The sequence below is a fragment of the Brevibacterium sp. AGC70 genome (assembly GCF_057334195.1).
The window spans coordinates 374,386-398,038 of sequence record NZ_JBHFIH010000009.1 but is presented as its reverse complement, the minus strand read 5'-3'; the positions used below and the strand labels follow the sequence as shown (position 1 = coordinate 398,038).

At 62.3% G+C, this 23,653-nt stretch carries 19 protein-coding genes; 10 read left to right on the top strand and 9 right to left on the bottom strand.

All coding sequences use genetic code 11. From position 1 onward, the window contains the following. Positions 1-56: 56 nt before the first annotated feature. Together ACE03M_RS07300 and ACE03M_RS07295 are read right to left on the bottom strand one after the other, a co-directional pair. A complete protein-coding gene (locus ACE03M_RS07300; RefSeq protein WP_485933310.1) occupies positions 57-1,484 on the bottom strand; it encodes a glyceraldehyde-3-phosphate dehydrogenase in 1,428 nt (475 codons plus the stop codon). 53 nt (positions 1,485-1,537) lie between these two features. Next, complete coding sequence (locus ACE03M_RS07295) at positions 1,538-2,578, bottom strand: YhjD/YihY/BrkB family envelope integrity protein (protein WP_143921843.1); 1,041 nt, start codon at positions 2,576-2,578, stop codon at positions 1,538-1,540. Positions 2,579-2,680: 102 nt separating this feature from the next. Here ACE03M_RS07295 and ACE03M_RS07290 point away from each other — a divergent pair, with 102 nt between their 5' ends. Further along, positions 2,681-3,445 (top strand): DedA family protein, encoded by a 765-nt coding sequence (locus ACE03M_RS07290; protein ID WP_222103586.1) that lies wholly within the window; start codon positions 2,681-2,683, stop codon positions 3,443-3,445. Between the two features lie 75 nt (positions 3,446-3,520). On the opposite strand, the gene ACE03M_RS07285 is transcribed toward ACE03M_RS07290, so the two are convergent. Next, complete coding sequence (locus ACE03M_RS07285) at positions 3,521-4,537, bottom strand: glutathione S-transferase family protein (RefSeq protein ID WP_143921919.1); 1,017 nt, start codon at positions 4,535-4,537, stop codon at positions 3,521-3,523. Positions 4,538-4,648: 111 nt separating this feature from the next. Continuing rightward, positions 4,649-6,457 carry an AMP-dependent synthetase/ligase gene (locus ACE03M_RS07280; protein WP_485933309.1) on the bottom strand — a complete coding sequence of 603 codons (1,809 nt, stop codon included), beginning with the start codon at positions 6,455-6,457 and terminating at the stop codon, positions 4,649-4,651. Positions 6,458-6,647: 190 nt separating this feature from the next. On the opposite strand from ACE03M_RS07280, the gene leuS reads away from it, so the two are divergent. Both leuS and nadE read left to right on the top strand, forming a co-directional pair. Beyond that, positions 6,648-9,572 carry a leucine--tRNA ligase gene (gene leuS, locus ACE03M_RS07275; RefSeq protein ID WP_485933308.1) on the top strand — a complete coding sequence of 975 codons (2,925 nt, stop codon included), beginning with the start codon at positions 6,648-6,650 and terminating at the stop codon, positions 9,570-9,572. A 39-nt stretch (positions 9,573-9,611) separates the two neighbouring features. Continuing rightward, positions 9,612-10,439 carry an ammonia-dependent NAD(+) synthetase gene (gene nadE, locus ACE03M_RS07270; RefSeq protein ID WP_485933306.1) on the top strand — a complete coding sequence of 276 codons (828 nt, stop codon included), beginning with the start codon at positions 9,612-9,614 and terminating at the stop codon, positions 10,437-10,439. A 20-nt stretch (positions 10,440-10,459) separates the two neighbouring features. Here the strand turns inward: nadE and ACE03M_RS07265 are convergent, their stop codons facing one another. Next, complete coding sequence (locus ACE03M_RS07265) at positions 10,460-11,155, bottom strand: hypothetical protein (protein WP_485933305.1); 696 nt, start codon at positions 11,153-11,155, stop codon at positions 10,460-10,462. Positions 11,156-11,249: 94 nt separating this feature from the next. Here ACE03M_RS07265 and ACE03M_RS07260 point away from each other — a divergent pair, with 94 nt between their 5' ends. From ACE03M_RS07260 to holA, 5 genes are all read left to right on the top strand, one after another. Next, a complete protein-coding gene (locus ACE03M_RS07260) occupies positions 11,250-12,557 on the top strand; it encodes a UDP-glucose dehydrogenase family protein (RefSeq protein WP_485933304.1) in 1,308 nt (435 codons plus the stop codon). After that, positions 12,554-13,429 (top strand): DegV family protein, encoded by an 876-nt coding sequence (locus ACE03M_RS07255; RefSeq protein ID WP_485933303.1) that lies wholly within the window; start codon positions 12,554-12,556, stop codon positions 13,427-13,429. Before ACE03M_RS07260 ends, ACE03M_RS07255 begins: the two co-directional genes overlap by 4 nt. A 146-nt stretch (positions 13,430-13,575) precedes the next feature. After that, positions 13,576-14,469, top strand: a complete 894-nt coding sequence (locus tag ACE03M_RS07250; RefSeq protein WP_485933302.1) for a helix-hairpin-helix domain-containing protein — start codon at positions 13,576-13,578, stop codon at positions 14,467-14,469. Positions 14,470-14,509: 40 nt separating this feature from the next. Next, positions 14,510-16,807 (top strand): ComEC/Rec2 family competence protein, encoded by a 2,298-nt coding sequence (locus ACE03M_RS07245; protein ID WP_485933301.1) that lies wholly within the window; start codon positions 14,510-14,512, stop codon positions 16,805-16,807. A 63-nt stretch (positions 16,808-16,870) separates the two neighbouring features. Beyond that, positions 16,871-17,854 carry a DNA polymerase III subunit delta gene (holA, locus tag ACE03M_RS07240; protein WP_143921835.1) on the top strand — a complete coding sequence of 328 codons (984 nt, stop codon included), beginning with the start codon at positions 16,871-16,873 and terminating at the stop codon, positions 17,852-17,854. Between the two features lie 105 nt (positions 17,855-17,959). On the opposite strand, the gene rpsT is transcribed toward holA, so the two are convergent. The 4 genes from rpsT to ACE03M_RS07220 form a co-directional block, all read right to left on the bottom strand. Then, positions 17,960-18,220 (bottom strand): 30S ribosomal protein S20, encoded by a 261-nt coding sequence (rpsT, locus tag ACE03M_RS07235; protein WP_143921834.1) that lies wholly within the window; start codon positions 18,218-18,220, stop codon positions 17,960-17,962. A gap of 215 nt (positions 18,221-18,435) precedes the next feature. After that, entirely contained in the window at positions 18,436-18,801 is a 366-nt protein-coding gene (locus ACE03M_RS07230) for a VOC family protein (RefSeq protein ID WP_485933300.1), read from the bottom strand. Between the two features lie 61 nt (positions 18,802-18,862). After that, positions 18,863-19,459 carry a type II toxin-antitoxin system PemK/MazF family toxin gene (locus tag ACE03M_RS07225; RefSeq protein WP_485933299.1) on the bottom strand — a complete coding sequence of 199 codons (597 nt, stop codon included), beginning with the start codon at positions 19,457-19,459 and terminating at the stop codon, positions 18,863-18,865. 11 nt (positions 19,460-19,470) lie between these two features. Then, the gene (locus ACE03M_RS07220) at positions 19,471-20,238 is read right to left on the bottom strand and encodes an endonuclease/exonuclease/phosphatase family protein (protein ID WP_143921831.1); all 768 of its coding nucleotides are present in this window, start codon (positions 20,236-20,238) and stop codon (positions 19,471-19,473) included. A 187-nt stretch (positions 20,239-20,425) separates the two neighbouring features. Between ACE03M_RS07220 and lepA the strand changes: the two genes are divergently transcribed. Next, complete coding sequence (lepA, locus tag ACE03M_RS07215) at positions 20,426-22,297, top strand: translation elongation factor 4 (protein ID WP_260848033.1); 1,872 nt, start codon at positions 20,426-20,428, stop codon at positions 22,295-22,297. Continuing rightward, positions 22,298-23,530, top strand: a complete 1,233-nt coding sequence (gene hemW / locus ACE03M_RS07210; protein WP_485933298.1) for a radical SAM family heme chaperone HemW — start codon at positions 22,298-22,300, stop codon at positions 23,528-23,530. Positions 23,531-23,653 lie beyond the last annotated feature (123 nt).

Here is a 23,653-nt window from a genome sequence, read left to right as displayed (position 1 = left end):
CAGCCATTCAGGCTGCGGGCGCTTACGCATGAGATCAGATGGTCGGATCGATCCGATCAGGGGAACGCAGGAACGTCGACTCCGGCCATCTTCGCCACACAGCGAATGACTTGGCAGCTGTAGCCGAACTCGTTGTCGTACCACACGTAGACGACGACGCGGTCGTCATCGACGATTGTGGCGAGGCCATCGACGACGCCTGCTCGCTTCGATCCGACGAGGTCGCTGGAGACCAGTTCGGGGGAGGAGACGTAGTCGATCTGATTGCGCAGCGGCGAATTCATCGAGGTCTCACGCAGGAACCCGTTGAGCTCATCGACGCTCGTTGCATTCTCAAGGTTGAGGTTGAGAATGGCCATCGACACGTTCGGGGTGGGAACCCGGATCGCGTTGCCTGACAGCTTGCCTTTGAGCTCTGGCAGAGCCTTCGCCACGGCCTTGGCCGCTCCGGTTTCGGTGAGCACCATGTTGAGGCCGGCAGCGCGGCCACGACGGGAACCCTTGTGGAAGTTGTCGATGAGGTTTTGGTCGTTGGTGAATGAGTGCACCGTCTCGACGTGGCCGTTGCGGACCCCGTACTTGTCATGGAGAGCCTTGAGCACCGGGGTGATCGCGTTCGTGGTGCACGATGCGGCCGACATGACAGTATCGTCATCGAGAATGGCAGCGTCGTTGACACCGTAGACGATGTTCTTGACGTCGCCCTTGCCCGGTGCAGTGAGGATGACCTTCGAGGCGCCGGGGCAATCCAGATGCTTGGACAGACCTTCTTCGTCACGCCATTTGCCGGTGTTGTCAACGATGACGGCATCGTTGATTCCGTACTCGGTGTAGTCGACCTGCGAGGGATCGTTGGAGTAGATGACCTGGATCAGCGTTCCGTTGGCCTGGATCGTGTTGGCCTCTTCGTCGACGACGATGCTGCCATCGAAATTGCCGTGCACGGAGTCACGTCGCAACAGCGATGCGCGCTTGACGATGTCATCGTCGCTGCCCTTGCGCACGACGATTGCACGCAGGCGCATACCTGTGCCGCCAGCACGATCGATGAGGATGCGGGCCAGCAGACGGCCGATGCGACCGAAACCGTAGAGCACGATGTCCCGAACTGCACCGTCTTCGCCATTGGTACCCGCGACTGAGGCGAGTTCGGCGGAGAGGAAGTTCTCAACGGAGTCGGACTGCTCCTGCTGCTTCTGAATCAGACGACCCAAGTCGATTCGGGTGGGGCCCAGATCGAGCTCGCTCAGAGCCCGAACGATCTTCAGAGTCACCTCGATGTCAAGATCCTCGCCGAGGAAGTGGCGGGCGTAGCGATGAGCCTTGATCATTCCGATCACTGACTTATTCAGCAACGATCGGCCGAACAACGTCAGCAGCACGTCGTTCTCACGGTACAGGCGTCCGGTCAGTGGGATGAGTTCTTCGGCGGCAGTCTGCTTGTTCGCCCATTCGTTCAGGCGAGCCGTCGTTGCGTCAGTCAAAGGTCGTGTCTCCTCGGTCAGTTAGCGAATTCTCGCCCAGTCTAACGGGTTGTCTACTCGCGTTTCGTCTGGTGCTCGTCGAAGCGTCGGAATCCGAGCAGTGTGAGTGCGACGATGCCGGCGCCGGCCAGCAGCGCGCCCAGGCTCTGGATCTGGACGCGGGGCTCGACGAAGCGGTATTCGGGCGAGGAGTCCTCCTGGAGACGAGGTGGGTCCGCGGTTCCGATCCAGGCCGCGACGAACAGGATGATCCGGGCGAAGATATTCATCGTCAGCATGATCGCGATGATCGATCCGAACACACCAGCGGCCTTGTTGCCGGAGAAGATGTCGATGAGGACAGTGGCCAGGTTGATGAGAATCGTGAAGGCCACAGCACCGAGGAGCGAGCCCCTGATCTTGGCTCTCTTGCCCACAGGGTGGTCGGGCAGCATGGTGAAGAGGAACATGAAGATCAGCCAAGCGGCGCCCAGCGTGATGATGAACGGCACCACTCTGATGACCAATGACCCGAACCCGCCGAGGTGGAGCATCTCACTGATGGCCGATCCCAGACCGGTGCCGACGACGGTCAATGCCACCGTGAGCAGCAGGCCGATGATGAGTCCCAGGAGAGTTGCAACGTTGTTGAGGATCTTCTTGACGAATGACTTGTTGGGCACGACATCGTCGAAGTCTGCGTGCAGCTGTGCTCTCACTGCAGCACCGAGGTTGCCGATGAATCCCTGGCCCGTGTAGAGAGCGGCCAGGATGGCGATGATGCCGACCGACTGCCAGCTGGTGAGGAAGCTCTCCAGCTGTTCCGTCAGCGATGAGTTTCCGCCCACCCGCTTCTCGATCTGCTCGACAACCATCGGAAGAAGGTCCGGACGTGCAACGTCGAGAACGAAGCCCAGACTGGCGAAGGTGAACATCGCGATCGGCATGACTGCGAGGACCAGGAAGTAGGTGATGGCTGCACCGAACTGATTGCCCAGCCGATCGCCGAAGCGTTTGACGGCGCGCATCAGGTGGGCGGGTCCCGGCTGGTTGATAGCGGTGTGGCCGACTTCGGCGACCGTGTTGCGTGAGGCCAGTACTTTGGCTGGTGCCACTTCGTGCTCCTTCGATCTTGACCCGCAGGTGTCTGTTTCAACACTAGCCGCTGGGAGGGACCTGGGAGTGTTGGGCCGCGCCTGTAATCTAGACTTTTGCCCATGCCGACACCAATTTCGACAGTCCTGCCTACCGATCTGACGTTGTCGGCAGGCTCTTCAGCGGCAGACAATCTCAGCGGCTTCTCTGCCTGGGCCGTGAGGCTCATGGAGACGCTGGGCCCGATCGGTGTCGGCTTCTTGGTGTTCTTGGACAACATCTTTCCGCCGATTCCCAGCGAACTCGTGCTGCCGCTGGCGGGCTTCACCGCCAGCCAGGGAAGCATGAACATCGTTCTGGCGATCATCCTCGCCACAGCAGGCTCCGTCGTGGGTGCAGTCATCCTGTGGGCGCTGGGCAAATGGATCGGCCTTGAGCGCATCAGCCGCATTGCCGTGAAGATGCCGCTGGTCGATGTCGCTGACGTGCACAAGACGGTTGGATGGTTCGACAGGCACGGTGACAAGGCAGTCTTCTTCGGCCGGATGGTCCCCATCTTCCGGTCTCTGATCTCCATCCCCGCTGGCATGCGGAACATGTCGATCATCAAGTTCCTGCTGCTGACCACAGCTGGAAGCGCAATCTGGAACACCATCCTCATCGTCGCCGGCTTCTACCTCGGCGAGAACTGGTCGGTTGTGGAAACCTACGCAGGCTACTTCCAGACGCTGGTCATCGTTGCCGTGATCGTCTTCGTCGCGGTGTGGATCGTGATGAAGGTCCGCAAGCGCAGGAGGGCAAAGGCTGTACCGGGCACCGAGGCCAGCGGTGTTCACACAGAAGGCCGCGAGCGCACCGAAGGCCCAGCCGGTCTGGACGAGGCCTGAGTCCTCGGTCTGGGGGCTGAGCCATCGGCTCGCATCACTGCACGGTCTGCATCACTGCACGACCCGCAATCCTCGTTACAGCCAAGCGGCAGCGGTGTGCTCCTCCGGAACTTCCTCACCGGCGCGGACAGGTCCGGGGGCTGTGCCGTCGCCGAAGGGTGCGCCACCCAGCCTCTCTCGGCCATGAGGCGAGAGCCAACCGGCGAGATCGGGGCCCTTGGGAACGATCTGCGTCGGGTTCACATCGGCGTGGACGATGTAGTAGTGCTGTTTGATCTGAGTGAAGTCCACGGTGTCTCCGAATCCCGGAGTCTGGTAGAGATCGCGGGCATAGCCCCAGAGGTTCTCGAAGTCCCGCAGCGTCTGTCGATTGCACTTGAAGTGTCCGAAGTAGACGGGGTCGAAGCGAACCAGCGTGGTGAATAGACGGACATCCGCCTCGGTGATGGAGCCGCCCATGAGGTACCGGGAATTGCTCAGACGTTCCTCAATCGTGTCGAGTGCAGCGAACAGTCGGTCGAAGGCAGCTTCGTAGGCTTCCTGAGAGCCGGCGAAGCCACAACGGTAGACCCCGTTGTTGATCTCGGTGTAGATCAGGCGCATGACCTTCTCCATCTCCGCCCGAGACTCTTCGGGCCAGAGATCCGGGGCGCCCTCTCTGTGATAGTGCTTCCACTGAGTGGAGAAGTCCTCGGTGATCTGCGGGAAGTCGTTCGTCACGACAGCACCACTGGCGATGTCGACCATTGCAGGGACGGTGATCCCACGGGGGTAGTTCGGGAAGCGTGCGAAGAACGCCTGCTGCAGACGTTCGATGCCCAGCACTGGGTCGATTCCGCCGGGGTCGAGATCGAAGGTCCAGGACCGAGCGTCGTGCGTGGGACCCGGCATTCCGATGGAGATGACGTCCTCGAGGCCCAGCAGCCTGCGGACGATGATCGTCCGGTTCGCCCACGGGCAGGCGCGAGCGGCAATGAGCCGGTAGCGACCGGGTTCGACCGGCCACTGCGAGTCGGGATCGGCAAGGATCCGGTCTTCGATGTAGTTCGTGTCCCGGGCGAATTCCTCACCCTTGGCCACGTAGCTGTTCATCTGGCTGTTGTCATCGGACACGGTCCACTCCTTCGCTCAAGTGCCACAGTAGTCTCCTTTGAATCCCAGGCTACGTCTCCTTGCGGGCCTGCGTCGCCTCGCCGGCTGTGGTCAGTCGGCGTAGAGACCGTCGATGTCGGCGGCGAAGTCCTTGCCGACGAGGTGACGCTTGACCGACTGCTTTGCCGATAGGTAGCCGTTGTCTTCGCTGAGTTCGACGGGCAGGATCGTGAACTTCTTGATGCCCTCCGCCCGTGACACGGTTCTGTTGACGTTCTCGACTGCCTGCTCGATGGTGGCTCTCACGGTTTCGTCGGCAGAAGCCTGGCGCAGGTCCATCTCCGGCAGATCATGATTCTTCAACCATGTCGGCAGCATCTCAGAGTCGAGGAAGATGAGCGCGGAGATGAACTTCCGGTTGTCACCGACGACGACGGGCTGGCCGATGAGCGGGTGGCGGCGCAGTGCATCTTCGAGAGGTGCCGGCGCGATGTTCTTGCCGCTCGACGTGACGATGAGCTCCTTCTTGCGGCCACTGATCGTGAGGTAGCCGTCCTCGTCGAGAGAACCGAGGTCGCCGGTGGCGAACCATCCGTCGTGGAATTCCTTGTCGGTGGCCTCGGGATTGTTCCAATATTCGCGGAAGACGGGGACGCCCTTGGCCAGAATCTCTCCATCGGGTGCGATCGCCACGCTGACACCGGGAAGGGGGACGCCGACGGTGCCGATCTTGGACTTCTCCGGCACATTGACAGTGATCGGGGCGGTCGTCTCAGTCAGGCCGTATCCTTCGAGGACGACGAGGCCGACTCCGCGGAAGAAGTGGCCGAGGTGGGCACCGAGGGGGCCGCCGCCGGATACCGCTGCACTGACGTTGTTGCCCATGACCGTACGGAGCTTCGAATACACGAGCTTGTCGAAGAGCGCATGCTGCAGCTTGAGCGCGACCGGGACCTTGCCGGCATCCGTGGCCTTGGAATAGGAGACCGCGACCTGTTCTGCTTTACGGAAGATCTTCTCCTTGCCGCCGGACTGGGCCGTCGCCAGTGCCGAGTTGAAGACCTTCTCGAAGACACGAGGAACTCCGAGGATGAACGATGGACGGAAGCTGGCAAGCGCGTCGGTGAGCTTGGTCAGGTCGGACTGGTGGGCCAGCAGAGCGCCGGAGCTGATCGCAAGGACCTCGATGAAGCGGGCAAAGACATGTGCCTGCGGCAGGAACAACAGGGCGCGCATGCCTCCGGTGAAGATCTCGGGGATCTGCTCCTGAGCAGCCTGCACCGTCTGCACGAAGTTCCCGTGTGTGAGGACGCAGCCCTTGGGCTTGCCGGTGGTGCCGGAGGTGTAGATAAGAGTGGCGACCGATTCGCCGGTGACCTGTGAGCGCTGAGCTTCGAGGGCGTCATCGCTGATCTCTCGCCCGGTCGTTTCGAGCTCGGCGAAGGCTCCTTGGTCCCACACCCACAGCTGTGGAGCCGCGATGCCGGCGGCGGCCGCGGCGGCTTCGACCCGGTCCGCATGCTCACGTGTGCTGACAAGACCTCGGCCGACTTCAGCATCTTTGATCATCCAGGCCAACTGGTCTTCGGAAGAAGTGTCGTAGAACGGAACCGAGATCGCGCCGGCGAACCACACGGCGTAGTCGCTGAGCGTCCATTCGAAGGAGGTGGGACCGAAGATCGCGATTCGGTCCCCGACCTCGACCCCGGAAGCAATGAGTCCCTTGGCTGCTGTGCGGACCTGGGTGAGGAATTCGCCGGCGCTCACTTCCTCCCAGCCGTTCTCAACTGGTTTGGCCAGCAACGGCAGATTCGTGTCCTCGGCGACCTTCGCGAGGAAGACATCGGTCGTCGATGACGTCGTATCAACCTTGAAGTCGACGACCGGGGTCGTGGATTGGGGCATTGTCGCTGGGCTCATGAGGTCTCCTTCGTGACGTAAGTTACTGCCCGGTTATCCTACTGGTCTGGCGTTGTGAGGTGAAATCGCTCACGTTTGGAGGCTCAAAACCACTTCACACCTCTATCTGGCAGTCTAGCCAAGTCGAAGCAGGGAATGTTCAGAGTACGATGGTCGAAACCCGCTCACGCCCAGTCAGTGAAGGAAGGTAATGACGACGAATCCTGAGGAGACCGGTTTCCGCTATGACGCGGTGCTGGCCGAGAAGATCGAGAAGTCATGGCAGCGCACATGGGAACAGGCGGGAACTTTCCACGCGCCGAACCCCACCGGCGATCTGAGCCGGGCTGACGGAAGTCTCGATCGACAGGATTCGGAGTCTGCCTACGCTCCGCCACAGACTCTCGGTGAGCGTGAATCCCTCTACATCATGGACATGTTCCCCTACCCTTCAGGGGCGGGACTGCACGTCGGCCACCCCCTGGGATACCTGGGCACGGACGTCTACGGCCGCTATCAGCGGATGCGCGGGCACAACGTCATGCATGCTCTGTCCTATGATGCCTTCGGGCTGCCCGCCGATCTGTACGCGGTTCAGACGGGGCAACACCCACGCATCACGACGGATGCGAACATCAAGAACATGACACGTCAGCTGCGTCGGCTGGGGCTTGCCCACGACGCACGCCGCAGCTTCGCGACCACCGACGACGACTTCGTCCGGTGGACCCAGTGGATCTTCCTGCAGATCTTCAACTCCTGGTACGACCCGGAGGCAGCCACCGAGGGAGAGGATTCCGTCGGTGCCGCACGGCCGATCTCTACACTGGTCGAGGCATTCGAGCAGGGAACCAAACAGACACCTGACTCTCGTCCCTGGGCCGAACTGAGCCCGGCGGAGCAGGAGAACATCCTGCAGGACTACCGCTTAGCCTACGTCTCGGAATCCCCGGTCAACTGGTGCCCGGGGCTGGGCACAGTGCTCGCGAACGAAGAGGTCACGGCCGAGGGACTGTCCGAACGTGGCAACTTCCCTGTCTACACCCGCCGTCTGCGGCAGTGGAACATGCGCATCACCGCCTACGCAGACCGCCTCATCGACGACCTGGACGACTTGGATTGGCCTTCGGCCGTTCGCAGTATGCAGGTCAACTGGATCGGCCGCTCCAAGGGCGCCCTGCTGCGCCTGCCTGTGGCCGAATCAGATACTCAGGTCGAGGTCTACACGACCCGTCCGGACACACTCTTCGGCGCCACCTATCTTGTCCTCAGCCCAGAGCATCCGCAGGTTGCTGAGCTGACTGCAGCTGAGTGGGCTGAGCAGACGCCCGATTCGTGGCGCGGTGGTCAGCCCAGCCCCGCCGAGGCGATCGCCTCCTACCAGCGGGACGCGGCATCGAAGACTGACGCGGATCGTCAGCAGAGCAAGGAGAAGACCGGAATCTTCACCGGTTCCTATGCGATCAATCCTGCGACCGGTGAGCAGATCCCCGTCTTCGTCGCCGACTATGTGCTGATGGGCTATGGCACCGGCGCGATCATGGCCGTTCCGGCAGAGGATGCCCGTGACTGGGACTTCGCGAAGTCCTTCGGACTGCCCTATGTGCGCACGGTGCAGCCTCCAGCCGACCACGATGAGGACACTCCCTTCACCGGCGCCGGGGTGATGATCAACTCCGCCAACGACGAGATCGACATCAACGGTCTCGAAGTCGATGCGGCGAAGGCGACGATCACCGACTGGCTGGCCAGCCAGGGTCTGGCCACCGAGTCGACCCAGTACCGACTGCGGGATTGGCTGTTCTCACGCCAGCGCTATTGGGGCGAACCGTTCCCGATCGTCTACAACGAGGCCGGCACCCCCATCGCACTGCCCGATTCCATGCTGCCGGTGGAGCTGCCGGAGGTCGATGACTTCGCACCTCGGACGTTTGCCGCCGATGATGCTGACAGTCATCCGGAACCTGCACTGGGGCGCAATCGCGACTGGGTCGAGGTCGAACTCGACCTGGGCGATGGTCCGCAGAGGTACTACCGCGAGACGAACACGATGCCCAACTGGGCCGGATCGTCCTGGTACCAGCTGCGCTACGCCGATCCGCACAACAGCGATCGTCTCGTGGACCCGGTCAACGAGAACTACTGGATGGGTCCACGCGAATCCAAGCCGCGCGGCGGCGCCGACCTCTACGTGGGCGGTGCCGAGCATTCGGTTCTGCATCTTCTCTACGCCCGGTTCTGGCACAAGATCCTGTTCGACCTGGGCCACGTCACCTCGTCGGAGCCGTTCCATCGTCTGGTCAATCAGGGCTACATCCAGGCCTACGCCTACACCGACTCACGTGGGGTCTACGTTCCCGCCGCCGAGGTGGAGGAGAGGACCGATGACAAGGGCGAGTCGAGCTTCTGGTACGACGGTTCGCAGGTCAACCGTGAGTACGGCAAGATCGGCAAGTCGCTGAAGAACTCCGTCTCTCCCGATGAGATGTATGACGCGTACGGTGCAGACACATTCCGCGTCTATGAGATGTCGATGGGACCGATCGAACAGGCTCGCCCCTGGGAGACGCGTGCCGTCGTCGGCGCGCAGAGGTTCCTGCAGCGCGTGTGGCGTCTGTTCGTGGATGAGACCACCGGTGAGTCCGTCATCAGGGACGGTGCGGCCGATCCGGAGACGCTCAAGGTCCTTCACCAAGTCATCGACGGCGTCCGAGACGATATGGACCACCTGCGCTTCAACACCGCGATCTCGAAGCTGATCGTGCTCACGAATCATGCGACGAAGCAGGGTGGAGCCACGGCCGACGTGCTCGAACCGCTGGCGATCATGCTCTCGCCCTTCGCGCCGCACCTGGCCGAAGAGCTGTGGACGAAGCTGGGACGCACATCGACGGTGACCTATGCGACCTTCCCCATCGCGGACCCACAGCACCTGGTCGCCGACCAGGTCACCTGTGTAGTCCAGGTCAAGGGCAAGGTGCGTGCCAGGCTCGAGGTCGATCCCGATATCTCGGCAGAGGATCTGGAGAAGCTGGCACTGGAATCACCGAATGCCCTCAAAGCGCTCGACGGGGCCGGAGTGCGCAAGGTCATCGTTCGTGCGCCCAAATTGGTCAATATCGTCCCCGACGCCTGAGCGTCGGCGTCTGCCCGGAAGGGTTGGAAACATATGTCAATGGAAGCTACTCGGGATGAGATCCGGCACACCCTGGGTGTGAGGCCGACAATCGATCCGGCGACGGAGGTCGCTCGGCGTGTCGAATTCCTTGTCGACTACATCCTGACAACGGGCGTCAGAGGCCTGACCTTGGGTATCAGCGGCGGCCAGGACTCGACCCTGGCCGGACGCCTGTGCCAATTGGCGGTCGAGGAGCTGCGTCGGCGGGGAGCGAGAGCGGAATTCTGGGCGATCCGTCTGCCGCATCACGTTCAGGCCGATGAGAGTGACGCTCAGGATGCAATGGGTTTCATCCGCGCCGACCACGAAATCGTCATCAACATCGGTTCGGCCACAGACGCAGCGGCCGCGGAATATGAGAACGCCACCGGAGAAGCCATCACCGACTTCGGCAAGGGCAACGTCAAGGCACGGATGCGGATGGTCGCTCAGTTCGAGCTGGCGGGGGAGAAGCGGCTCCTTGTCGCGGGCACCGATCACGCTGCCGAGGCGGTCACCGGCTTCTTCACCAAATTCGGCGACGGCGGTGTCGATGTGGTGCCGCTGGCCGGGCTGAACAAGCGGCAGGGACGAGCACTGCTTGCCCACCTCGGCGCGCCCGAGCACCTAGCGCACAAAGCTCCGACAGCGGACCTGCTCGATGACGAACCGGGCCAGACTGATGAGTCGTCACTGGGGCTCAGCTATGACCAGATCGACGACTTCCTCGAGGGCAGAGACATCGACAAGTCCGCGGCTGCGACACTCATCGAGAAGTACCGTGCCACCGAGCACAAACGTCGGACTCCGGTGACACCGACCGATTCGTGGTGGATCCGCCACTGACTCGGCGCCACTGATTCGGCTCAGGCGACGAGTCCGAGTTCCAATGCTGTCTGGTTGAATTCCCACCGAGCGGAGACGAACCTGTCGCCCAAGCTCTCGCCGCGGCTGCGTGCTTCTGTGTACTCTCGCCAGCCACCCTTGCGGGTGTCACCTGGACGGATCTCTCGCTTCGTCTTATCGTCGGCCAGCGGCCGCGTCTCTTCGTTGACCCAGATCGAGAGAGCCTCGGCCGCGCGATAGAGATTCATGAACGCGGTGTGCGAGCGTGAATTGTCGAAGCTGGACTTCGAGAATTCCTGCCTGAACGTGTGCAGCGGCTCGAGTTCGTCGACTTCGAGCGCCCCGTAGGTCGCGTCAAGACGTAGCGACTGTACCAGACCGGCAGAATCCGGGAGCAGGTCCAGGATCCGCTGTGCTCGCTCTTCGTCGGGCAGCGCAGTGACCTCTTCGTCGACGGGGGTCAGTCCCAGCGTGTCGAGGCGCCCGCGCTCGGTGCTCAGCAGCTGGCGCAGGGAATCGATCTGAGTCTGCGCGCGCCTCCACTCGCCATGGAACATGAGCAGGGCGCCGATGACGCCCAGGCACAGAACGAGGCCGAGGATCCAGGCGAACGGATGCAGTCCGGGCACAGCGAAGACCACGATGCCCAGAACGCTGAGCACCGCGAATGTCACGGCTGCCGGTGAGTTGGTCAGGAAATCAAAGAAACGCTTCACAATTCCAAGGGTACTGTTTCAACCTGCAGATATCGTGGAACCTAGTGGCATATAGTGTGGCTGAAACGCCGGGACGAAGCAGGGAGAACACGGGTTGAAGATTTCAGTCATCGGGTGCGGATACTTGGGTGCTGTGCATGCGGCGGCTATGGCATCACTGGGACACGAGGTGGTCGGCGTCGACGTCGACGCAGACAAGATTGCGGCGCTGACCTCTGGTCGGCCGCCGTTCTTCGAACCGGGCCTGAGTGAATTGCTGGTGAAGGGTCAGAATCTCGGCAGTCTCGAGTTCACCACCGATGTCTCGCGTGTCGCGGATTCGGCGATCCATTTCGTGTGTGTCGGGACTCCGCAGAAGCCCGGGGAGTTCGCAGCCGATGTCACGTTTGTCGATGCCGCAGTAGATTCGCTGGTTCCCCACCTGACTTCGACGTCTGTGGTTGTGGGTAAGTCCACGGTTCCTGTCGGCACCGCTGAGCGTCTGGCCTCTGTGCTGGCTCCCACGGGTGCGTCTCTGATGTGGAATCCGGAGTTCCTGCGTGAGGGCCATGCAGTTGAGGACACACTGCACCCGAATCGTCTGGTCTACGGCGTAGCTGAGGGCGAGTCCGGCGAGCAGGCCACAGCAGTCCTCGACGAAGTGTATGCGACGATGCTGGCGGACCAGACCCCGCGAATGGTCACAGACTTCGCGACGGCCGAGCTGGTCAAGACCGCTGCGAACTCGTTCCTGGCCACGAAGATCTCGTTCATCAATGCTATGGCTGAGCTGTGCGAAGCCTCGGGCGCGGATGTGACTCAGCTGGCGGATGCGATCGGGATGGATGATCGCATCGGACGGAAGTTCCTCAATGCCGGACTCGGCTTCGGCGGTGGGTGTCTGCCCAAGGACATCCGTGCATTCATGGCGCGTGCCGGTGAGCTGGGGGCTGACCAGGCGGTGGCGTTCCTGCGTGAGATCGATTCGATCAACATGCGTCGGCGTGTGCGCATGGTCGACATTGCCCGGGATACTTTGGACGGCTCGTTCATCGGGAAGAAGATCACGGTCCTCGGTGCCGCGTTCAAACCCAACAGCGACGATGTCAGGGATTCGCCTGCTCTGGCGGTGGCGCGGCTGATTGCGACGCAGGGCGGTGTGGTTACGGTGACGGATCCTCAGGCGATCGACAATGCCGCACGATCGTTTCCCGAGCTGAACTATGTGGCTGATGCCTCTCAGGCGCTGGCTGGTGCCGATGCGGTGCTGCTGCTGACGGAGTGGCAGGAATATCGGGATCTTGATCCGGTCGCCACGGCGTCGCTGGTGGCGGGCAAAGTCCTCATCGATGGCAGGAATGTGCTGACTACGCAGGTGTGGCGCTCAGCTGGATGGACATATCGGGCTCTGGGCCGTCCATGAGGATTGGCCTGGTCACTGATTCGACGGCCCAGCTGTCGGATGCAGAGGAAGCCACGCTGCGTGAGATCACCGGTGATCTCTTCGCCGTCGTTCCCCTGACGGTGCTCGTCGGAGGGGTCGCCTTCACCGACGGGGAACTCGCCGCTGGAGACCTGTGCCGGAAGATGGACGAGGGCGCCGAGGTGTCGACGTCCATGGCGACACCTGCTCAGTTCGCGAACGCCTATGCGACGTTGCTTGATCATGGTGCCGAGTCGATCATCACCGTGACCATGTCCGGAGATCTCTCCGGGACCCGCGACTCGGCCGTGGCCGCAGCACAGAACGAAGAGTCGCTGATCAATGTCGTCGACTCCCGAACCACCTCGGCGGGACTGGCCGGTGCTCTGGCGATCGCGGCCGCCGGAATCTCGCAGGGACACGACGTGGCATCGATCGCCGGCACAGTCGCCGACTGGTGCGCTGGCGAGACTCGAACCGCATTCGCTCCGGAGACCTTGGAGCACCTGCGCCGAGGTGGTCGCATCGGCGCCGCCTCCTCACTGCTGGGCCGAGCCCTGCAGATCGTTCCGGTGCTTGGACTCAGCGCTGGTGTCGTCGCTCCTGTCGCGAGGGTCCGGACACGCACGAAGGCACTGGAGCGCATGGTTGCGCTGGCCGGTGAAGCCGCGACAGAGATCGACTCCGATGAGCAGGACGTCTACGTGGAGATCCAGCACGCGGACGGTGAACCCTCCCACCCCGATGTGGTCATGCTGCGCGAGCAGATCGAAGGTGCCGGTCTGCCGACGACGTTTCGAACCTTGTCGACCATCATCACCGCCCACGTCGGCTCCGGCACGATCGGTATCACTGTCCAGACCAGACCCTGATCTCCTTACCGCAGGGCCACTCACGTTCGTTGAACTGTGGACGACGGTCCGACTCATGTGCGTTTGAGGTGTGGACCGGCGAACGGTTTCCACAGGCGGCATTTCGGCCCTGGTGCGATCGAAGCAGCTGCCCTTAGCTTGTCGACATGGCTGTCTCTCCCGATGATCGCTTCGCAGGCCTCATCAACTCCAGCGCCGAACGCGGCGGATGGGTCCCAGGAGACGTCTTCGGAAGCGACAGCGAAGGCGAAGAGGAGCCGGTCGAGCCGCGCCGGGTGCGTCTGCCGATCCTCGTCGCGGTGACCGTCGCTACCATTGCTGTGCTCGTCATGGCCTTTCTCATTCTTCGCCCGGCCCCACAGCATGCCGCCACTGGGGTCCAGGAGGGTTCGGCCTCCGGCGGAGGAGCGACCTCGACCGAGACGAAGGCGGGGGCATCTCCAGGACAGAACCAAGCTGCTGCAGACGAAGCCACGCCGGCAGTCCAGAGCGTCGATCCCGGCACGGTCGTCGTCCATATCACCGGGGCGGTGAAGAGACCCTCAGTCGTGACCCTGAGCGCTGGAGCTCGAGTCCAGGACGCCGTGGAGAAGGCAGGCGGACTGAAGGAACAGGCGGATGCGGAGGCTGTCAACCTCGCTCGCATCCTCCAAGACGGCGAGCAGATCCACATCCCCGCCCACGGAGAGGAAGCAGAACCCGGAAGCGCCGATCCCGGCAGTGCCGAATCGAAGGCGGCAGGGGGCGCAGGGACCGGCAGTGAGGGAGGAGACAGCGCAGCTGGTGCTCCCGGCAGCGGAGCAGCCAGCGCGGCCGGTGCCTCCGACGGTGGGGCTGCAGAGCAGGGCGCACAGGTGGATCTCAATACGGCTGATCTCGCGACTCTGGAGACGCTGCCGGGAGTCGGACCGGTGACGGCCGAGGCGATCATCGCCTACCGCGAAGTACAGCCCTTCACCAGCATCGAAGATCTGCTGCTTGTCCAGGGGATCGGACCTAAGACATTCGAGAGCCTCAAAGATCGTGTCTCGGTCGGATAGGGCCCGGCGAGAGCGAGCGAACTGTTCGAAGGCTCAGTGGGTGAGAGATCGTTGGAGAGCCGTACTCAACTGGGCGCGCTCGGCTGCGAAGGTCTGGCCAGGATCCGTTCGCCTGCTCATCTGCGCGCTGGGTCTGTGGATCACCGCGCTGGTGGCTCCAGGGCCATGGGCGCTCCTCGCCGCTCCGCCCCTTGTCGGTCTCGGCTTCCTCTGCCTGCGCAGACACCACCACCTGGGAGTGCTCCTCATCGTGTTCGCGTGTCTGTTCTCGGTTCAGACCGCCATGCTCGGTGCCGGCCGCGGAACTGAAGAAGTCACCGATGTGGAGGGCATCGTGGTCGGACACAGCCAACCGGGGGCTTCTGGCTGGTCTCGACTCACGGTGCTGACATCGACAGGACTCACCGAGGTGCTCAGCCCCTCCACGCCTTCCGATGGTTCGCACGTGTCCATGCGCACAGAAGCTCTCGACGACATCCGCATCAGCAGCAATGAAGCGACGGTCCTGCGCACACCGAACAGGCTGTGGCAGTGGCGAGGAGACCTGCGCATGCAGCTGCGGCAGGACTCCCTGGCCTCAGGACACAGCGGCGGTGCACTGCTGCCGGGCCTCGTGGTCGGTGACACCGAGCCTCAGGATGCACGGATGGAAGACGATATGCGTGTGGTGTCCCTGACTCACATTTCGGCTGTTTCAGGCAGCAATGTCACGATTGTCAGTCTCGGCGCCGGACTGTTGGCCGGACTGTGCGGGGCCGGTCCTCGAACTCGCGTCGGTCTCGGGGTTCTCACCTGCATGGGGTATGTGTTCGTGGTCGGGTTCGAACCCAGCGCCATCCGTGCCGCGGGTATGGCGATCGCGGTCGCCTTCGTCTTCCTCCGTGGGGGAGGGATTTCACCGGTGGCAGTGATGAGCTCGACCGTGTGCATCCTGCTCACCGTTGTCCCTGTGCTGGCGACCTCGGTAGGCTTCGTGCTCTCCGTCGTCTCGACCGCTGCAATCATGTTCGTCGTCCCGATCATTCTGCGGCGACTGAGCCTGCGCCTGTCGATGGTCCCCGCCATCGTCCTCAGCGCCCTCATCGTGCCCCTGGTCGCCCAACTGGCCTGCACCCCGGTCCTCGTGGCCATCGCCCCCCGGATAGGGCTGTGGTCGGTGGCGGCGAACGCTCTGGCCGCGCCCGCAGTCCTGCCCGCCACTGTCCTCGGGTTCCTATCGCTGGTATGCGGGGGAGTCGGTCTCGTCGGAGTCCCCGGACTGCTGTGGTGTGCTCAGCTTCCCGCCTGGCTCGGCTCGCTGTGCTCATGGTGGATCGTGGCCGTTGCCAGGATCTGTGCCGGACTGCCCGGAGCTGCGCTCGACTGGCCCGAACCGCCGTGGGGGACACTGGCCGCGCTCGGACTCCTCATCGTGCTGGGTGCAGGCTCCTGGCTGTTGGTGCGCAGAAGGCTGTGGGGAGTCCCAGTCGTCGTCCTCTGCATCTGCCTGACCGCACTGATCATCGTGGTCGGTCGGACGAAGCCACCGGCACACGATTGGTTGGTGATGATCTGCGATGTCGGGCAGGGATCGGCAACACTGATCAACCTCGGCGAGGGCCGCGGCCTCGTCATCGACACAGGGAAGGACCCGAAGCCCGTCGATGTGTGCCTCGACGAGGGCGGGATCGAGGAGTTCGATCTCCTCATCTCCCACTTCGACGCCGATCACAGCGCCGGGTATGCCGGAACCACTTGGTCGCGGACCCTGCACCGCCTATGGGTGTCTACCAACGTCAGCGGGAGAGAGGCGCTGCACAGCATTGTCGAGGACACCGGCGCCGAGGTGGTCACGACAGCGCGTGGACGCACGTTCGACGCCGGTGGGGCCCAGATCGAGGTGCTCTGGCCACCTGCGCGAGAGACCGCGGGGGCAGAGGAGAACGCGGGAGCAGAAGAGACCGCAGGAGCAGCAGAGACCGCAGAGACAGAGGGGACCGAAGTGCGCAATGACGACTCACTGGTCCTCAGGGTCGAACAGAAGGGACTGCGCTACCTTGTCCCCGGCGACATCGGAGAAGACGAACAGTTCATCGTCGCCCAGAATCTCGAACCCGTCGACCTGCTCATCGCACCCCACCATGGCTCCTCCGACCTGTCGGAAGACTTCTTCACTGCTGCAGGCGCTCGCCTCGGAGCGATCTCAGTGGGGGAGAACAGCTACGGCCATCCCACCCCACGAGCCCAACGAGCCTTCGGGCCCGTCCCGGTTCTGCGCACCGACCTCTGCGGCACCATCGCCATCTATGCAAACGCGCAATACAGTACGGGGCGAAGCTGTGGCGGTGATGGACAGTGACTCCCGCGGTAGGCTCCGGTGACCGAGGCACATCGAGCCCGTGGCTAACGATAGGCTGGGCGCATGGCAGTGAAGAAGACCCTGATCCCGTGGAGTTCCGCGAAGCCCGCGCCCGTAGTGATGATCTCCGGAAACGAGCCTGTGCTCATCCGCATGGCCAAGGATCGGATCGTCACTGCCGCGCGGAAGTCCGACCCGGAGGAGATCGAGTTCGACGCCGCCGGATACCAAGGTGGAGAGCTGCTCATGGCCGCCTCGCCCTCATTGTTCTCCTCCTCCAAACTCATCGTCGTCGACAGCGTCGAGAAGTGTTCGGAGGCGTTCTTGGCAGATGCGCTCGCCTACCTCGATGAGCCCAATGACGATGCCGTCGTCCTGCTTCTTCACGGAGGCGGCAACCGCGGCGCCAAATTGGTCAAGAAGATCGAGTCGAATGGATTCCCCCGGGTCGATGCTGCGCCGCTGAAGAACGAGAGCGACCGCGCCAAATTCGCCCAAGGACGATTCAAGGCTGCGAAGAGGCAGATCGACGAATCAGGGATGGCCGCGCTCATGTCTGCACTCGGGGCCGACCTGTCCGAACTCAATGCCGGAGTCGACCAGCTCATCGAGGACACCGACGGAACCATCACCGCGCAGATCGTCGACCAGTACTACGGCGGACGAGTGGAGGCCACCGGCTTCAAAGTCGCCGACGCCGCAGTCGGAGGTGATGCGAAGAGCGCGCTGAGCCTCCTGCGCCACGCACTGTCGACCGGGTCCGACCCGGTGCCCCTGGTTGCCGCGGTCGCGATGAAGCTGCGATCGATGGCCAAGGTCCAGGGATTCTCGGGATCGAGCGGCGAGCTCGCCTCGGAGCTGAAGATGGCTCCCTGGCAGGTCGATCGTGCCCGGCGCGAGGTGCGCCGGTGGAACGAAGTCGCCTTGGGGCAGTCATTGATCGCGGCAGCCGAAGCTGATGAGGCCGTCAAAGGCGGAGGCCGTGACCCGGTCTATGCGGTCGAATGGTTCGTCTCCGAAGTCTGCCGGTTGGCTCGTCAGCGCTGAGCGGTGAAGAGTCTCTGAGCGGAGTACAGACTCTGAATGGTGAATAGTTGAGGGGCCTGATCCAAACGGATCGGGCCCCTCGAAGCTATAGCCTCAGTGATCGACTCAGAGAGCGTTGATCTGCGTGGCCATGCGCGACTTGCGGTTCGCAGCGTTGTTCTTGTGCAGAACACCCTTCGAAACGGCCTTGTCGAGCTTACGGGCGGCAACAGCATAAGCCTGCTGTGCTTCGTCCTTGTTGCCGGCAGCAATGTTCTCGCGGACGACGCGGATATGTGACCGAACCTCGGACCGCACAGCCTTGTTGCGCTGGCGAGCCTTCTCGTTGGTTTCAATCCGCTTGATCTGTGACTTGATATTAGCCAATTTCAACACTCTTTCGTGTTAGTGGAACATGGTCGTGAGGGCACACCTGACCGACATACTCATCTCCGCGGGGAAACACATCGATGATATCGAGCCTGATGGCATCTTCACCCGACCTCAGCGAGACACACGCCTTTGATGAAGATACTCTCTCAACGATACAGGCTGATTCCGTCAGGCAGAAATTCAATCCGCGTGAATCACGCGAGCGAGCATCAGCTGTCTACGTGTGTGATGGCGAGGATACTGCCAGCCGGGTCCTCGATCACCGCGAACTGATCATTGTGAACAAGAACCTTGCCGCCCAGAGCGGTGCATCGTTGCGCGCTGACTGCGACATCGGCGACGTTGATGTATACGAGCCAGACAGGCGGAAGCGATGCATTCGCGCCGCGCCGGTGGCATATACCGCCGACATAGTCAGCACCGTCTGCAGTCTTGAGGAAGTAGTCGGAGTAGCCTTCCATGTCCCACTCTTCGACAGTCCATCCGATCACATCTGTGTAGAAATCACGGAGTGGGCCAGCCTCCGGGACTGTCAGGTCCGCGGAAACGATGGTGCCTATCTTGTGACTGTCCATGATCGAATTCTCAGTGGGGGAGACGATCCTGTCAATGCTTTGTGCTGATGGACGAGCAGGCTCATCCGGCGGCGACGTTCCTGCCGATCTGCTCGAAGATCTCGCGGGGCATGATCGATCCTTCTCGACGGATGGACTGCGGATCGAGTCGGATCACACGGTCGAGACGAATCTCGGAGGGCCTGCCGTGTGAGTCCCAATCGCCGCTGCCGATGTTCATCCACCGGGCATGGCGGTCTTCGCGAACCTCTCCGACTCCACCGGAAATGTGGTCCTGGCTGGTGAGCATGAGCGCGAGCACCCAGCGACCGTCCTTGCCCACGACCAGGGAAGGGCGATCCTTGCCCTGGGAATGGTCTTCTTCGTAGGGGACCCATCCCCAGACGACCTCTCCCGGATCGGCATCACCGTCGAGATCGGGTGAATAGGTGACTTTGACCGGGCCGCGGTAATCACCCGGGTAGTCGCTCTGACCCGCCGAGGCGGGGTCGGATGACCGCGCATCTGCCCCACCAGTTCCACTTCTTCCAGGATCATTCGGGCGCGGGCCCGACCCCTGCGGGCCCGCTTTCTTCTTCGCCTGTGATTCCTTGAGGAATTTGAAGCCTTCGTTGACGCCGATCTTGACGACGCGATTGACCAGTGATTTCCAACTCATGGTCACTAAGCCTAATCGACGTAGCTCAGGACCGCCTCGACCGGAAAGTGGTCGGAGGGGTATTCGCCGTCAGCAGAGAAGGTGTTGATCCGGGTGGACACGGTCCGCAGGTCCGATGAGGTCAGAATCCAGTCGATCCGGCCATCCCCGTCCTTCGGGCCCTTGTAGCGGTGGAAGGTGCCGATGTTCTCACCCGGGACGATTGCCCCGGTGTCGGTGAGTCCCAGCTCAGTGCAGAAATAGTTGTAGACGGGGGAGCCCGTGGCGACGTTGAAATCTCCTGTGACCACGCACGGACCGGTGGCCGCGGCGAGATGGCCGGCCATGATCTTCCCTGATTCCAGACGAGCCTCTTCGGACTTGTGATCGAGGTGAGTGTTGAGCAGGCGCAGCGACTGCCCGGCGAGACGATCCCGAAAATCGACCACTGTCAGCGTCCGGGCGTGGGAGACACCCCAGGATTCGGAGGCGACCGTCTCCGGATGTTCGGACAGCCAGCTGATGTCGACGGTGTCGACGTCGAATCGCGATGAGTCGTAGATGACCGCGGTGAACTCACCCGAATTGCCGCCCGAATGTCCCTCACCCAACCAGATGTACTCACCGGGAAGCAGGCTGATGAGTGTCTCGAGCTGATCGAGCTCACCCTCCTGCGTGCCGATGATATGAGGGTGAGCCTGGGTGATGAGCTCGGCGGCGATGGGCAGGCGCTTGGCCACGGGATGGCCGTCCATCGCCGGATATCTGAGGTTGAAGCTCATGATCGAGAAATCGCTCATGGCTCAATCTTCGCCGATCGCCGTCGAATGTGCAGGATCGGCACCGGGATTCTCAGTGAGTTCGAGTCGGAGATAAGAAGCTGGGCTCGCATGCACCGGGGTGCGGAGGATTCCAGTCTGGTGCGCAACCCATGGAACAATGGAAGTTCTGGTCTGTCGAAGGAAGTCTGTCGAAGGAAGGGCGTTCATGTCACCTCAGGTGAAGCCGCAAGCACTCGAACGGATTTCGCCGTCCGCTACATCACCCGAGTTGATCCGCAATTTCTGCATCATTGCTCACATCGACCATGGAAAGTCGACCCTGGCCGACAGGATGCTCCAGGTCACCGGGGCGGTTCAGCCGCGCGATATGCGAGCTCAGTACCTCGACCGGATGGACATCGAACGCGAACGCGGAATCACGATCAAGTCCCAGGCCGTGCGCATGGCCTGGGAGAACGAGGGCACTCCCTTCGCTCTCAACATGATCGACACTCCGGGGCACGTCGACTTCAGCTATGAGGTTTCCAGATCCCTGGCTGCCTGTGAAGGTGCGCTCCTTCTCGTCGACGCAGCACAGGGCATCGAAGCCCAGACTCTGGCCAACCTCTACATGGCCATGGAGAACGATCTCGCGATCATTCCCGTCCTCAACAAGATCGACCTCCCCGCCGCGCAACCCGAGAAGTACGCGGAAGAGCTGGCCAACCTCATCGGCTGCGAGCCCGAGGACTGTCTGCTGGTGTCGGGCAAGACCGGTGAAGGTGTCGACGCAGTCCTCGATCGCATCATCTCGGACATTCCTGCTCCTGTCGGCGACGCCGATGCGCCGGCTCGAGCCATGATCTTCGATTCCGTCTACGATACGTACCGGGGGGTCGTGACCTATGTGCGCCTCATCGACGGTTCGCTGCATCCGCGTGAGAAGCTGACGATGATGTCGACGGGCAGCACCCACGAGCTCCTCGAGATCGGCGTCTCCTCACCGGAGCCGAAGGCCACGAAGGGCCTGGGCGTCGGCGAGGTCGGATATCTCATCACCGGTGTCAAAGACGTGCGCCTGTCCAAGGTCGGCGACACGGTCACACTGAATTCTGCACCAGCCACGCAGGCGCTTGAGGGTTACAAGGAACCTAAGCCAATGGTGTATTCCGGGCTGTTCCCAATCGATGGATCGGATTACCCGATCCTGCGCGATGCCCTTGACAAGCTCAAACTCAACGATGCCTCGCTGGCTTACGAGCCAGAGACCTCGACGGCGCTGGGCTTCGGCTTCCGCTGCGGATTCCTCGGACTTCTCCACCTCGAAGTCCTGCGTGATCGCCTCGAACGCGAATACGACCTCGACCTCATCTCCACCGCACCCAGCGTGATCTACGACGTCACGATGGAAGACGGATCGGAGATGGAGGTCACGAACCCGAGCGAGTATCCGACCGGCAAGATCAAAGAGGTCCGCGAACCCATGGTCCGGGCCACCATCCTCACCCCGAGCGATTACATCGGCGCGGTGATGGAACTGTGCCAGACGCGTCGCGGCAGTCTTCAGGGAATGGACTACCTGTCCTCGGACCGGGTCGAGATCCGTTACCGACTGCCCCTGGCCGAGATCGTCTTCGACTTCTTCGACCAGCTGAAGTCGAAGACCAAGGGCTACGCGACCCTCGATTACTCCGATGACGGCGAAGACGCAGCGGACCTGGTCAAGGTCGACATCCTGCTTCACGGAGATCACGTCGACGCCTTCTCTGCGATCGTCCACCGCGACAACTCCTACTCCTACGGTGTGCTCATGGCTGGCAAGCTGCGCAAGCTGATCCCGCGCCAGCAGTTCGAGGTGCCGATCCAGGCTGCCATCGGTTCGCGCATCATCGCTCGTGAGACCATCCGCGCCATCCGCAAGGATGTGCTGAGCAAGTGCTACGGCGGAGACATCAGCCGTAAGCGCAAGCTGCTGGAGAAGCAGAAGGAAGGCAAGAAGCGGATGAAGGTCGTCGGCAATGTCGAGGTCCCTCAGGAGGCCTTCATCGCCGCTCTGTCCTCGGATGATCCGGAGCCAAAGAAGGAATCCAAGAAGTAAGTGCCCGCACAACCGACTGGTGAGACTCCACCGCTTGACGGTTCGCTGCCGGCCTCGGCCGGGGTCGGCGCGGCCTCTCGCGGGCTGAGCCTGTACGTTCACGTCCCTTACTGCCGGGTCCGCTGCGGCTACTGCGACTTCAACACCTACACCGCAGAGGATCTGGGACCCGGCGCCTCCCGCGAGGACTACCGCAGCAATCTTGCCCGCGAACTTGATCTGTCGACTCGTGTCCTCGCCGAGGCGGGGGGCGCCGACCGTGCGGTGACGACGATCTTCTTCGGCGGAGGTACCCCGACGATGTTGGCCGCCGAGGTGCTGGCCGGTGTGATGGATGACATCCGAGACCGCTTCCGGTTGGCACCGGATGTCGAGGTCACGACCGAAGCGAACCCCGACACATTGGACCCGAGCTACATTGCGACCCTGGCAGCGGCTGGGTTCACGAGGATCTCCTTGGGCATGCAGTCGGCTGTGCCCCATGTGCTCGCTACCTTGGACCGCACACACGATCCGGAGAAGATCCCGGATGTGGCGAAGTGGATCAAAGAAGCCGGTCTGGAACTGAGCCTCGACCTCGTCTACGGCACACCGGGGGAGTCCATCGACGATTGGCGCAGGTCACTTCAGGTGGCGCTGAGCAACGACGTCGATCACATCTCCGCCTATTCGCTCATCGTCGAACCCGGAACGAAGATGGGCGCCATGGTTCGCCGAGGTGAACTGCCGATGCCCGACGAAGATGACCTGGCCGACAAGTACGAGATCGCCGATGCCGCCATGGAGGCGGCCGGTCTGCACTGGTACGAGGTCAGCAACTGGTCGACGTCAGCGGAGACCCGCTGCGACCACAACATGGCCTACTGGCGCAATGCCGATTGGTGGGGCTTCGGACCCGGAGCCCATTCGCACATCGGTGGAGTGCGGTTCTGGAACGCCAAACATCCTCGTGCCTGGTCCGACCGGCTGCTGGCAGGCGAGTCGCCTGCCATCGGACGGGAGGTGCTGGAAGCATCGACCCAGGAGATCGAGCGGATCATGCTCGCGGCTCGCATCGATTCGGAACTGCCTCTGGACTCACTGGGCACAGGCAGTGACAGAGCGATCAGGGGATTCGTCCAGCAGGGACTTCTCGATGGAGACGCCGTGGATGAAGGCCGCTTCGAACCTACGTTGCAGGGCCGGCTGATGGCTGACTACATGGTTCGTATCCTCACGGACTACGTGGACTGAACCGAGACTACGTGGACTGAACCACCACCATGTGAACTGAACCGAACGCAGAGAAGCCGCTGTCATCGATTGCGATGGCGGCGGCTTCTCTGTGCTGAGATGACTCTCAGATCATGTGGCGGA